General features: G+C 36.5%; 10 protein-coding genes and 1 CRISPR repeat array. Of the genes, 1 reads left to right on the forward strand and 9 read right to left on the reverse strand.

The genetic code is table 11. From position 1 onward, the window contains the following. Positions 1-14: 14 nt before the first annotated feature. Positions 15-446: direct repeats of the CRISPR family, unit length 32 nt; unit sequence ATTTCAATCCACTCACCCGTGAAGGGTGAGAC. 148 nt (positions 447-594) lie between these two features. The 9 genes from cas2 to A3GU_RS10515 form a co-directional block, all read right to left on the reverse strand. After that, the gene (gene cas2 / locus A3GU_RS0107490; RefSeq protein ID WP_018366925.1) at positions 595-888 is read right to left on the reverse strand and encodes a CRISPR-associated endonuclease Cas2; all 294 of its coding nucleotides are present in this window, start codon (positions 886-888) and stop codon (positions 595-597) included. Positions 889-898: 10 nt separating this feature from the next. Continuing rightward, entirely contained in the window at positions 899-1,924 is a 1,026-nt protein-coding gene (gene cas1c, locus A3GU_RS0107495; RefSeq protein WP_018366926.1) for a type I-C CRISPR-associated endonuclease Cas1c, read from the reverse strand. After that, the gene (gene cas4, locus A3GU_RS0107500; protein WP_018366927.1) at positions 1,921-2,595 is read right to left on the reverse strand and encodes a CRISPR-associated protein Cas4; all 675 of its coding nucleotides are present in this window, start codon (positions 2,593-2,595) and stop codon (positions 1,921-1,923) included. Before cas4 ends, cas1c begins: the two co-directional genes overlap by 4 nt. Position 2,596: 1 nt before the next feature. Further along, positions 2,597-3,445: a type I-C CRISPR-associated protein Cas7/Csd2 gene (gene cas7c / locus A3GU_RS0107505; protein ID WP_018366928.1), complete on the reverse strand. Its 849-nt coding sequence runs from the start codon at positions 3,443-3,445 to the stop codon at positions 2,597-2,599. After that, positions 3,446-5,344, reverse strand: coding sequence for a type I-C CRISPR-associated protein Cas8c/Csd1 (cas8c, locus tag A3GU_RS0107510; RefSeq protein WP_018366929.1), 1,899 nt, complete (start codon positions 5,342-5,344; stop codon positions 3,446-3,448). Next, entirely contained in the window at positions 5,344-6,072 is a 729-nt protein-coding gene (gene cas5c / locus A3GU_RS0107515) for a type I-C CRISPR-associated protein Cas5c (protein WP_040805634.1), read from the reverse strand. The genes cas8c and cas5c overlap by 1 nt, the downstream gene beginning before the upstream one ends. Positions 6,073-6,325: 253 nt before the next feature. Further along, positions 6,326-8,740 carry a CRISPR-associated helicase/endonuclease Cas3 gene (locus A3GU_RS0107520; protein ID WP_018366931.1) on the reverse strand — a complete coding sequence of 805 codons (2,415 nt, stop codon included), beginning with the start codon at positions 8,738-8,740 and terminating at the stop codon, positions 6,326-6,328. A 132-nt stretch (positions 8,741-8,872) separates the two neighbouring features. Next, the gene (locus A3GU_RS0107525) at positions 8,873-9,853 is read right to left on the reverse strand and encodes a C-terminal binding protein (RefSeq protein WP_018366932.1); all 981 of its coding nucleotides are present in this window, start codon (positions 9,851-9,853) and stop codon (positions 8,873-8,875) included. A gap of 15 nt (positions 9,854-9,868) precedes the next feature. After that, a complete protein-coding gene (locus A3GU_RS10515) occupies positions 9,869-11,215 on the reverse strand; it encodes a YjiH family protein (RefSeq protein WP_018366933.1) in 1,347 nt (448 codons plus the stop codon). 140 nt (positions 11,216-11,355) lie between these two features. Here A3GU_RS10515 and A3GU_RS0107535 point away from each other — a divergent pair, with 140 nt between their 5' ends. Then, positions 11,356-12,096: an IclR family transcriptional regulator gene (locus tag A3GU_RS0107535; protein ID WP_018366934.1), complete on the forward strand. Its 741-nt coding sequence runs from the start codon at positions 11,356-11,358 to the stop codon at positions 12,094-12,096. Positions 12,097-12,106 lie beyond the last annotated feature (10 nt).

Below are 12,106 nucleotides of genomic sequence, written 5' to 3' on the forward strand. Positions count from 1 at the left end.
TAAAACAGCTCTCAATTTCAATCCACTCACCCGTGAAGGGTGAGACAAGTATGAGTTTAAGGGCTCGAGCGGGACAATCGCCATTTCAATCCACTCACCCGTGAAGGGTGAGACAAATCAGCATTGACATATATCATTCTCAAATCAGGATTTCAATCCACTCACCCGTGAAGGGTGAGACTTGAGTGACCTAACGCTGCTGCCATATGCTCAATTGATTTCAATCCACTCACCCGTGAAGGGTGAGACTAAATCAAAAGAAGAGTTGCTAGACTTACAACCAATTTCAATCCACTCACCCGTGAAGGGTGAGACTGGAGATGTTGTTGGAGCTGTGCAAACCGAAAAGATTTCAATCCACTCACCCGTGAAGGGTGAGACAAGGTCCTAAGGGAGACACAGGAGATGCCAAAGATTTCAATCCACTCACCCGTGAAGGGTGAGACTGCGCCAAATGACACAGTTTATATAGAAACGGTTGGAAAATATAGAGGCGTTTTAAGTCTTTTCATCTCCATTTCGCTTCTTTTTTAAGTTATTTTTGCGCGAGCAAGCCAGGTTTTCCTGTGAAACCTCGGATCGTACTAAACTTTTTTACAATAATAAGACACCCTTATCTGGGTCATAGCTATCTGAGCGACCAAGTGTTTCCACACGCCTCTGCCAATTCTTACCCAATAAATAAAAGCGAATACTATCTGTTTCCCCATCAATGATTTGTGTTAAGCGGTGCTTTATATCCACAAATTCTGCAGGCGTCACAGAACATTCAAAAACAGAATTTTGAACACGTTGCCCATAATTCACACAGAGTTTGGCAACATGGCGTAATCTTTTTCTGCCAGCAGATGTTTCAGTATTTACATCATAAGTGACTAAAACCATCATATAACATCTCCTAAATCATAAAAGGTGGATAACTTTCTAAGTCTCCTCGTATGGCCTTAGCTAAAAGCTGCGCCTGCACATAGGGTAATAGCATAAGTTTTACTTTTTCTTTTGTAAAAGGATGTTCTACCTCAGTATGCTTACGCTTCTGCCACAAATCAATAAAAATTGCTCTGCCATTTTCCGTCAATAAAATACTACCATTTTCTTTAAACTCAAAGTGTTTTTTCTGAAGTTGTCCTTTATTAATTAATGAAAAGACAAAACGATCAACAATATATGAGCGGAACTCTTCAACTAAATCAAGTGCTAAACTGGCACGTCCAGGTCGATCTGTGTGAAAGAAACCAACGTAACTGTCTAAACCGACAGCTTCCAAGGCAGATTGGCATTCAAAGGTCAGTAAACTGTAACCAAAAGATAAGAGGGCATTAACACAGTCTAAGGGCGGTCGCTTACTCCGACCCTGAAAGTAAAATGTTTTTTTATCCGTCAGCACCAGATCATTAAAAATGCGAAAATACTGATTAGCAGCTTGGCCTTCAATTCCTCTCAAAGAGTCTTTATTATCTGCAGCCTGAACCATCTCTAAAGCCCAGATCAATTCGTCATTAACAGTCTCAAAAAGTGTGGTATCAATCTGTTGACGATGATCTCGTTTAAAGCGTAGCAAGTATTTCCTTGAGTTGGAAATTTTAGCCAAAATAAACCGCTTCGCGTATTCCAAAGATTCCTCACGATCAGATAAACGATAATGTTCTCTACGCAATAAGACATTCCCATTGGTTGAACCAATATAGCGACCACAAAAACGACCTTGTGGTGTATGAAATGATAAATTAATCTGATTTTCCGTACATAATTTAACCAAAGCAGGTGACACACCTAAATAAGAAAAACAGACAATACCATCAATAATCCGAAACGGAAACCGCTTGAGAACTTTACCTTCTTGCTTGATGACAATATTATCACCTTCTTTGGTGACATAAAAATCTTCTTGCGTCAAATACAAGGTATTCAGCAGTTTTTTCATAGGTTCATCTCCTCGCTAGTCATAGCCTCATTGATGTAACGTGACACGCTCCTTGTTTTCTTACTCAATCTGGGCTTACAAATATCGACTAAAGAACAAAGCTGACAGTTTTTAAAATAAGCTGCCTTAGGTAGCATTCGACTCTGATAAACCTCATGCATTTCTGCGGCTAATTCTCTCACTTCTTGACGCAAAGCTGAGGTCATGGCGACAGTCACTCTTTGATTGACACTATGGTAATAAAGACAACCTTCGTTAATATGACAGCCTAGTGTTTCTTCTAAACACATGGTCTGAGCTACCAACTGGACAATATCTCTTATATCTTTTTTAGGTTTTCCGCGCTTGTATTCCACAACTTTTGGCAACCATTTCCCACGTTTTCCCCTCAAAGACACACCTTGATCATCCTTATAAAATTCCACAACATCCATAATTCCTGAAAGTCCAAGCTCTGCAGAAGAAATGGGCATAGCACGTGAGATCAAAAAATCTTTTCGTTTTTCTTTAATATAAGGATTATCTGCTTTAGTATGTAGAATCTGCCCATGCGCTGTCGCTTCATTATCAAGCCATTGTTGCTCAATGTGAATCAAGGCCCATTGACGTTTACAAAATTGGAAATGCTGAATACCTGATAGCATTAAATAATCATCTTCGGCATAGACCATATTAAAGTCCTTCTAGGATTTCAACCGTTAAACCTTTCGCTTCATATTTAGCTAATTTTTCTTGATTTAGGTGAATTTGATAAGCGTCATAAGTGCTTCTTTCTTCTATTGATTGATTATACTCTAACAAGTCAAAGACACGCGCACTTGAAACATTGCCCAATTTGCTTGAATGTGTAAACCAAAAGACTTCACGAACTCGCATAGAACCTTCCGGACGTGCAGATGACGCATCATTTTCAAACAAGCTAAGCAAAACCTCTTTAATGGCCTCGGCATCTTCCTGAGAAAATCCAGTCTTTTCAGCAAAATATGCATTGATTGAACCTTTAAGTACATACACCCCATAATCTACAAAATGTTTTGTCCCCATCGTATCAGAAGAACGACCACTATCATTCTTAGCTTCCATACCATTGGTACTACGCGTAATTTGTAGACTAGAAATGACAATTGGCTCCAAGGACTTAGCCATACTGATAGAAACTGGTCCGCGCACCCCAATTGATTTTTTTAGATAAGTAAAAACTTGTCCAAAAGCACGAACATCAAACCATAATGCATTAGCTTTTTCTTCAATTTCCTTGTCAGGTGTCTTAGCTGTAAAGTGCTGTGAAAAGCGTTTTTCTAGTGAACGAAAATTATCTTCAATACGTTCATTAGCTTGCACAAAAATAGGTTTTCCCATATCTTGCAGACGATTCCGAATCTTACGTTTAATGGAGACATCACTCATCACACCGTATCCTTTGGCATCTGTACGAGGCATGTTCCCATTTAATGGATCACCATTTGCGTTTGCTTCTTTCACTTCAAGGGTTACCATAAAATCAATTTTGTGTTCCAACATCTATTCTTCCTCACTTTCTGTTACTTCAGTGTTTTGTTTTGTATAATAATAATATTTTTTCTCAGCATAATACCCAAAAATAAAACGGTAATCTAATGGTTTCTCCATTGTTTCTGTTTCTAACAGAGGATTTAAAAGTTCTAAAATTTCTTCTTTTTCTTTTTCTAATTTCTTCCAACTGCCACGACGGTTTAATTTCAATGTTTCTTCGTAAGGCTTAATTTTATTTTCCAACAACATCATCAATTTTGTTGGCTGTCCAGTATAGGCTGTCCAATAACGTTCCGCATTGGTAATACGATCGCTGTCTTTTCCTTCCAAGCCATAACGTAACGTCTCGATTAATTCAAAAATTGCTAATAATCGCCCGAAAAGATAGGAACGATTTTGATTATTATGATCCAGCATCGGTGAAAATTCCTCCCCATTTTGTTTATGTAAAATTGCTAAGCAAACCTGCTCAACTTGATACCAGTGCTTACGGTAACGGTGTCGTTCTTTAACATTGTTACTCAACTTTTTGACAATGGACTGTGGCATCGGTTTACCATCAATCAAACTTGTCACTAACTTTTGAACTTGATCACTTTTGAAGTTATCATTGTCTAGTTCAAGGAAGCGATTCCTATCAACCCCATAGGATACGTTAAGAATGTCATGAAAAGTAGGGGTCCTTAAGCGACTTTTCTCAGACTTAAATCGCGACTCCCAACTGTAGTTTTCCTGCCACTTATCAAGATTGATTAGCAATTGAGACGCTTGTAGCTGACGAAAATATTTTAAAGCGATCCGCCCATTGCTGGTTTTATTCAAAATGGCGACATAATAAGTAGCATCATTAGCAAATAATTTTCGCCCCTTGATGAATGATTTACCAATCCTTTTATTTTCTTCAGTTGCTAAGGCTATAATAGGTGGTATATCGTCATCATCTTCTTCAAGTCCATCATCAAAGACTGGTGATACAATATCCAAACGACTATCATTTGTTAAATCATCGCTAAACCAGTTGATTAAATATTGAGAAGACCCTAGCCAAGTACTGGTATTTTTATTTTCTAAAAGATACTTGATCATTAAATGAATTTTTTCGGAAGTTTCATAGCCAACACTAAAAACGTCTTCGCGTTCTCTAAAACGTCCTTTATAAGCTTCTCTTTTATTACTAACAGAGATGATTTTAGCATTCCCCATCAGACCTCTATGCTTATCGGTAAGTTGTTCCTCTCGTCCACTAATATTACAAATACCAAGATTTTCACGATTTGCTTCAACGAAAGAAATATAGGATTGGTGTAAGGCTTTAAAAGTTGAAACCGATTCATTTTTAAAGCCCTGAAATTGATCAATTGAAAACTCTAAAAAACAAGCTGATAAATCAATTAGTTTTTCTTTTCCAGTAGCATCACAAAAGGTGATTTTTAATTGATTATTGTGATAATCAGAACCAATTAAAGAATCAAGAATCAGTGTTAGAAATTCTGGTTTCACAATAAATTGCTGAACAAGGGTTAAAAACCTCTTAACATCACCCTCCTCACAATAATCAATCCAGTTATTCAGTTGCTTATGAAAATTATCATACTGGGACTGGCCCATTTCAGCACTATAATAAGAAAATTTATCGACTAGAGGATGTGGCGCAGGGTTACTACCTGATCTAGCAACAGAATCAGCCGTTACAGGAAAGATAATCACTTGCTTATCTGCCATAAATTCCGCCTTATGAAACTGGCCAGCTTTATCAAATTTTACTGAAATGATATTTTTACCATTTGACTTTAAACTCGTATGATAAATCGGCAGTAAAACTGACTCATTATCCCTTTTTTGGTGATCAACCAAGTCTGATAGCTCTGCTTTTTCATAAGTCTTCAAGAGAGAAGTAAAAAAATCCATCAGCTTTCTCCTTTCTCCATCGCATCATACTCCATATATTCATCGTTAACCGATTTTATTCCCTCTGGTGCTTTAAAAGCATAACTAGAAAGGGTATTAACAATATCGCATTCAGACTGTGCTTTAAACGTAATGACTCCATTTTCCATAACAGTCTTTGCAAAGTATGATTTCAATGGTGTCTTTTTGTCCTTCGGATAGGCAAAAGAATGAAACATGATTCCCAAGTCGATAGTGACACCATCATAATACGAGACAGCAGCCTCATACTCTTCTTGGCTGATATCATCTACAAGACCTACACACTCTCTTGTACCTAAAAACACATCTCGACGTCCACCTTTACGAATAGAACGTTCCATAATGGCTTCATGTTTAGCTGGAAGTCTATCTGAGTTTAAATCTTTTCTATCCTCATTCCAAACAAAATGAAACTTGATCAGATAAACAACATCACTCAAATACGATACATAACTTAAATCTGCACTATAATCATGCAACAAAGCCCTAACACCCTGTAATTCGGTTTGAATTTGGTTAATAATCTTAACCTCTGTGACGATATTAGTAAAGGTCGGCTTATAATAGATGGCATCAACGATGCCATTCAATGCCTGCCTAGTTGGAACCGAATAGGATGACCTTTCCGATCCTCCCTTTGTGGCTGGATTGGTAAAAAGGGCTCGCTGACCACTTACTCTCACGTAGAAGTCTCTAGATCTATACAAGATATTTTCCTCCTTCTGTTTTTGATAATCTTATTTTATCAATAAGTGCTTAATACGTTAATGTTTTTATTTCTATGTTTAGTTATTATTATTTAAATAGATTTAGCAGATTGAAATGATAGAATAGTTTTGATACAATGTACTTATCATAGTATTCCTATGTGGATTGAAATTATATTTAGTTATTATTAACGATGTTTGGCAGGTTAACAAGGTCCTCTACTGACTCTTGTTGACCTGCTTTCATTTTGAGTTACAAGTAAAAACTAGCTGAATCGTACTTAACTCCTCTTTCTGTGTCATAATACTCCGACATCAAAATCAGAATCTGACCATTTAGATAAGATTTTGTTGCCTCAAGAAGAGGATCGCTCTCACGGACATTAACCGTGAAAGGTTGTAACTCTTTTAGTAATGATTTTATTCTTTGATAATCTTCTGCTGATAAAAAATGGGACGCGCATAATTCTTCTAAATAAGTCAACTTTTTCTTAGTATCACCATAAGGTACGAGAATTCCTATCATGTCATTATTGATGAGGTTCATTTTGGATCCTGCCGTTTTAAAAGCTTGCTTTAACTTACCTTTGAACTTTTTATTTGCCGTCTGATAAGTATTAAGGCTTAAATAATCATAGACGGATTTGTTGTCTTCCAAAGGATAATCCATCAGTCCTTGATTATTGGCATAATAATACTCAAAAAAGTCACAGTTTAAGGTCGAGATATCGATTGGAGACCCAATCTTATGAAGGATAGATTCTGTAGCTTCTTTTTTAGCTTTTATTTCTGTCAGCCTAGAAATATTTTCCTCTTCATTGGTCAGATTGACAAGAGTGACCTGACCTTTATCTCGTTTGCCTTCTCGATTACATCGTCCAGCAGCCTGAACAATAGAATCAATTCCTGAATAGGAACGAATGACGCGATGAAAATCAACATCTACACCTGCTTCAATTAATTGCGTGCTAATACAAATAATAGGGATATTATTTTGTAACTCCGTTTTGATTTTAGCAATCAAGTCAAGCCTATGCTGTGCACACATATTTGTCGAAAGCTGATAGACCGGTCTATCAGTCATGTCTTTGATCATAGTGTAGCAATTATTAACCGTTTTTTTCGTGTTAAAAATAGCAAGAACCGAGCTTTCCTCACCTAGAATAAGATTAATAACATCAGTCAAATGGACTTTTTGATCACTATCATCACATTTTCTAAGCTCTGTTCTTGAAAAAACTTGTTTTTCTTCAATCGTTAACTTAACTATTTCAGCTAATTCTCCCATGTTCCCTCCATAACAGATACGATGGTCAATCTCTGAAGAATCATAAGCAGGTTGGGTTGCTGTACAAAGAACAATGGTTGTATCCATGACTTTATTTAAAAAATTCATCGTTAAATTAAACAAAGTTGTTACTTCAATAGGCAGTGACTGAACTTCATCTAGAACCACAACACTATTAATCAAACTTGAAAAACGTCTCAGATTAGCCGATTTGGTTTTAAAAAGTGTTTGGAAAAATTGAACCATAGAAGTCAAGACCACTTGACTATCCCAGCTTTCACTAAGATAGGCTGACAATAAACTGTCCTTGTCATCATCATCTTCATCAGCCGGTTTCACCACATTGGAATGGTGTTCTAGAACACCAAGATCACCAGTGACTTTTCTGATTTCGGAAGCATTTTGCTCAAGAACTGAAAGAAAGGGTGTAATGTAAAAAAATCGTGATTTATCTTGATGAACTAATTGGTGAAAGGCATAGCGCATACCAAGATTAGTCTTACCAGCTCCTGTCGGTAAATCTAAGCGATAAATCCCCTTAGAATCCGTTTTACCTCTTTCTTTAACACGCTCAGCGATTTCTGTCCGAATAGTGTTCAACTGATTGTTTGGCCGTCCAAAGCTAGCATATTTTTGTTCAATAGCAGCTAAATAGGAGTGTTTTAGAAAGGATCGCTCTGTTTTATCCATAGGGCTTATTTTAAGACCATAGGCATTTACTGTGTCCAAAATATCAGCATTTTTTAAGAGTGACAAGTAGAGTCTCACCATACAAGACTGATAATAATCCCACTCGCTCTTATCTTGACAGTCTAGGGAAGACATGGCCTGTTGGTAATTATCAAAAGCTTTATCAATAAGCTCCCTTAAATCTTTATAACCATAATCACACAAATTTTCTTCTAATTTTATAGCGTACCCTTTAATATCTTCGTGATAGTGATAATCACCCAAGTCTCTATTGATACGATTTTTTAATTTATTAAAGCCATAATATTCAGCATCGTCAGAGTAATAGCAGAAATCATACATCCCATGATGAGCAGAAATGACATACCCCACCATTTCGTTAAATATCATCCTTTCATTTTTATCAACCCCTCGGCTTTTTAGATGAGGTCCAATAATAGAACATAGATATTTTGCCCCTGCATAGGAATGATCTACATGTCGATTTGGTTTATTTAATAATTTATCTTGAAAGACTCGATCAGCTTTGCCCAGATCATGGTAAAGTCCAATTAAAAAAAGCACATCTCCTTGACCAATTATGGACGCTTCCTGTCGACTGGAACAGGCCACATGCCATAAATGCTCCTCTAATGATTGCCGTTTCTCAGCTTCTACACTACTAGCTTTTTGATAATGCGCTAAAATCATTCTTATTTCCTTATCACAAGTATTTTCTAATTATTTTAATACTGTTATTATATCATATCTACGTCACTTAATGTAAGCGCGACCAAAAATATTTTTTAAAAAAAGCAGCCCTTTTAGCTGCTCTTTATACCCTTATAGTAATTTAATTTTTCTCAAATTCACAATTCCTGCTTTATTATAATCGCTTGCAAGGTAGGCCTTGATATTTTCCATATTTTCCCGAACGCCATGTAAGAAAGCTTCTTGAGAGTAAAAGGCGATATGAGGAGTTAGGAGCACATTCTCCATTTTCATGAATGGCAGTCGCTCCAAATCAGGGTCTTCACTAGAAAGCACATCAAGGATAGCATAAGAAAGTTGGCCATTTTGCAGGGCTTCTAACAAATCATTTTCATTAACGACACCTCCACGGGAAGAATTAATAAAGACTGGGGATTTCTCTGTTAAATCAAATAAACTTTTATTAAGACTGCCTTGTGTTTGAGGGTTTAAAGGTAGGTGACTTGAAATATAATCACTCTCTTTAAAAAGGTCTTCTAGGCTTACTGCTTTAACAGCTTCTTGTTCAAAAACTTCCTCTGCAACAAATGGATCATAGGCAAGGACCCGACAACCAAAAGCCTGTAATCTTTTTGCGACAAGTTTTGGAATATTCCCAAATCCAATCAGACCGACTGTCTGCGAAGATAGACGTCTCATATCAGGGAAAAGTTCATAATCCCATTTATGATTGACTTTAACAGCCTGATTAAAATCATGAAGGCGACGATTATGGGTAAGGATTGCAGCCACCACGTAGTTAGCCACTTCATCTGTACAATAACTAACTAAATGTGATACTGGCAGATTAATACTATTAGCATAGTCCATATCAATGGCATTAAAGCCGATAGAACGGTAAAGGACCAATTTCAAATTAGGTAACTTTTCTAAAACATGCTTTGTTAAGGGCTCATATACTGTAATAAGAATATCAGCGTCTTTAGCATTTGCAATGATTTCTTCTTCTGTCTGGCTTACTTTAACTTCTATGGTTACATCTAAGCCTAATTCCTGAATTATTTTTTCTTCATAATTCAACATCTTATCTTCAAATAATCTTACAATTTTCATATCTATTTCCTTTCCTTATCCTACAAACCATTGAGCCATTAAAATAATAAAGATTAATGACAAGAAGGTTCTTTCTAAAAAGATAATCAGAACATCTAAGAAAGACATTTCTTTATTGGTTGATGTTAAGAGGGTTGCTGTTTCTGACAGGTAGATAATTTGCATAATGCTCATTGTCGCAATAATAACACGGCTAACTTCTGATTTTATAGATTGACCCAAAATAACAGGCAAATAATTATCAGCAAAACCTGACATAATAGCACTAGCAGTTTGTTTTGCTTCTTCTACACCAAAAAGACTTAAAATCCCTTGAACTGGTAGAGAAACCCAGGCTAAGAATGGAGTATAGAGGGAAACAATTAATGCTAAAGTTCCCCAACAAACAATAATTGGTGTCAACCAGAAAATGTAAAAGCCCATGTTATCTGATTTAGCTGTAAAGTTTTTTAATGAGACAGCATTAGCACGAGTAATAGCACTATTTAGACCTCTCACAAAGACATTGCCTTCTTTGCTTGTAAGGTGCCGATTAATACGTGTCCCATCAACATAGGTATCTGGGTATTTTGAAATCGGTGGAATTCTGACCCCAATAGCCGCAATCAAGGCACCAATAAGCGTTAAACCAATAAAAATTAAGCCAAAGTAATCAATTACTCCTAGAACAGAACTAACTAAAACAACCCAGCCAACACTGCCTGTTGCAAATTGTGAACCGATAATAGCCATTTCTTTGACAGTAAAGTATCCTTTTTCAAAGAATTCTTCTGTCGCCATAATAGCTGCATTACCCGGCCCTACCCAAGCAGAAATAATATTAACAGCGCAGATTTCTGAAACCTTAAAAAGAGGTTTCATGATGCCACCAATTAATTCTCCGAGAAATTCCATTGCCCCGAACTCTAAAATAAAGGTTTGGAAAAGCAACATCATAGGAACTAATACAGATAACTGTGTCGCAAGTGAAAGCATTGAACCACCCGTATCAGCAGAGATGACAAATTCTGGGCCTACCTTAAAATAAACCATCAAAGTAATAACTGCACCTAAAACACGGTTTGCTGTATAAAAGGCTGTGGTCGAGAAGAATTTCTTTAAAAGACGATCGTGTCTGATGATGGTATCTGGTTTGATCTGATCAAAAACTGCTAAAGCAGCACTTAAAACAATTAAAAAGACAAGTATTGCTGTTAAAGGAGCATTAAAAGTCGTGACAAAAAGCTTTAAATAGTAAAACAAAATAGTATCAATTTTACCACCAAAGTCAAAGGGAACCAGGACAAAAAAAGTCCCAAAGAGGGTGAATATGATAAATTTTAATAGACCAAATAATCTATTGTTTTCTGCAGTATTTGCCATAAGAAATCTCCTAAAATTATTTTTCGGAACACTGTTCCAATTCATCATAATACTTTGTGATGTTTTTGTCAATCTATTTTCTAAGGATTATTCAAAATCTCCCATTTCATTTCATGCTATAATATAAAAAAGGAGACCTTATGACTGACCAACGTATTAAAACACTGGATAATGCTATTAAGCTATTAGATATTCTGGTAGAGCATCAATCTCTTGGTGTCTCAGAAATTGCTAGACAAGCCCACTTATCAAAAACAACTGTTTTTAGACTCCTAAAAGCTCTAGAGGTCCATCATCTCGTTTTACAAATAGATCAAGAAAACTACGCTTTAGGTTATGGCATGCTCAAATATCAACCCTTAGAAGCAAATAGCCAACAGATAATCAGCCTAGCAAAACCCTACATGAAGAACTTTACAGAAGTCACAGGGGAAACAATCAATCTTGCCATTCATTACGACAATTACGTCTACTTTATCCACACAGAAGTAGGCGAAAGCTATCTCCTCCAATTTTCACTAGCACCAACTGCTAAACTGTATTGCTCTTCCATGGGAAAAATCTTCTTAAGCCAAATGGCTGATAGTGACCTGAAAAGCTATTTCCAAGAGGACTTAGTGGCAAGAACACACCACACCATTACCAGCTATCAAGCCTTTAAAGAAGAAAAAAAAGCCATTCTAAAGAATGGCGTCGCATATGATCTGGAAGAATACGAATACGGTTTAACCTGCATGGCAACAGGTTTATTTCAAAACAATAGTATTATCGCTGCATTAGGATGTTCAGGACCAAGCAGCCGACTAGCATACAAGGGCTTAAGCTTCTTAGAAGAAGAATTAAAGAAAACAGCTACTGCTATTAATCAACTCTTGAACTAAAGAAAAGCAA

This window comes from Streptococcus didelphis DSM 15616 (genome assembly GCF_000380005.1).
GTDB classification, from domain to species: domain Bacteria; phylum Bacillota; class Bacilli; order Lactobacillales; family Streptococcaceae; genus Streptococcus; species Streptococcus didelphis.

Coding starts and splice junctions, on each gene's coding strand:
- A3GU_RS0107535 (WP_018366934.1), top strand. CDS start 11,356: ATGACTGACCAACGTATTAAAACACTGGATAATGCTATTAAGCTATTA.
- cas4 (WP_018366927.1), bottom strand. CDS start 2,595: ATGGTCTATGCCGAAGATGATTATTTAATGCTATCAGGTATTCAGCAT.
- A3GU_RS10515 (WP_018366933.1), bottom strand. CDS start 11,215: ATGGCAAATACTGCAGAAAACAATAGATTATTTGGTCTATTAAAATTT.
- cas1c (WP_018366926.1), bottom strand. CDS start 1,924: ATGAAAAAACTGCTGAATACCTTGTATTTGACGCAAGAAGATTTTTAT.
- cas2 (WP_018366925.1), bottom strand. CDS start 888: ATGATGGTTTTAGTCACTTATGATGTAAATACTGAAACATCTGCTGGC.
- A3GU_RS0107525 (WP_018366932.1), bottom strand. CDS start 9,853: ATGAAAATTGTAAGATTATTTGAAGATAAGATGTTGAATTATGAAGAA.
- cas8c (WP_018366929.1), bottom strand. CDS start 5,344: ATGGATTTTTTTACTTCTCTCTTGAAGACTTATGAAAAAGCAGAGCTA.
- cas7c (WP_018366928.1), bottom strand. CDS start 3,445: ATGTTGGAACACAAAATTGATTTTATGGTAACCCTTGAAGTGAAAGAA.
- A3GU_RS0107520 (WP_018366931.1), bottom strand. CDS start 8,740: ATGATTTTAGCGCATTATCAAAAAGCTAGTAGTGTAGAAGCTGAGAAA.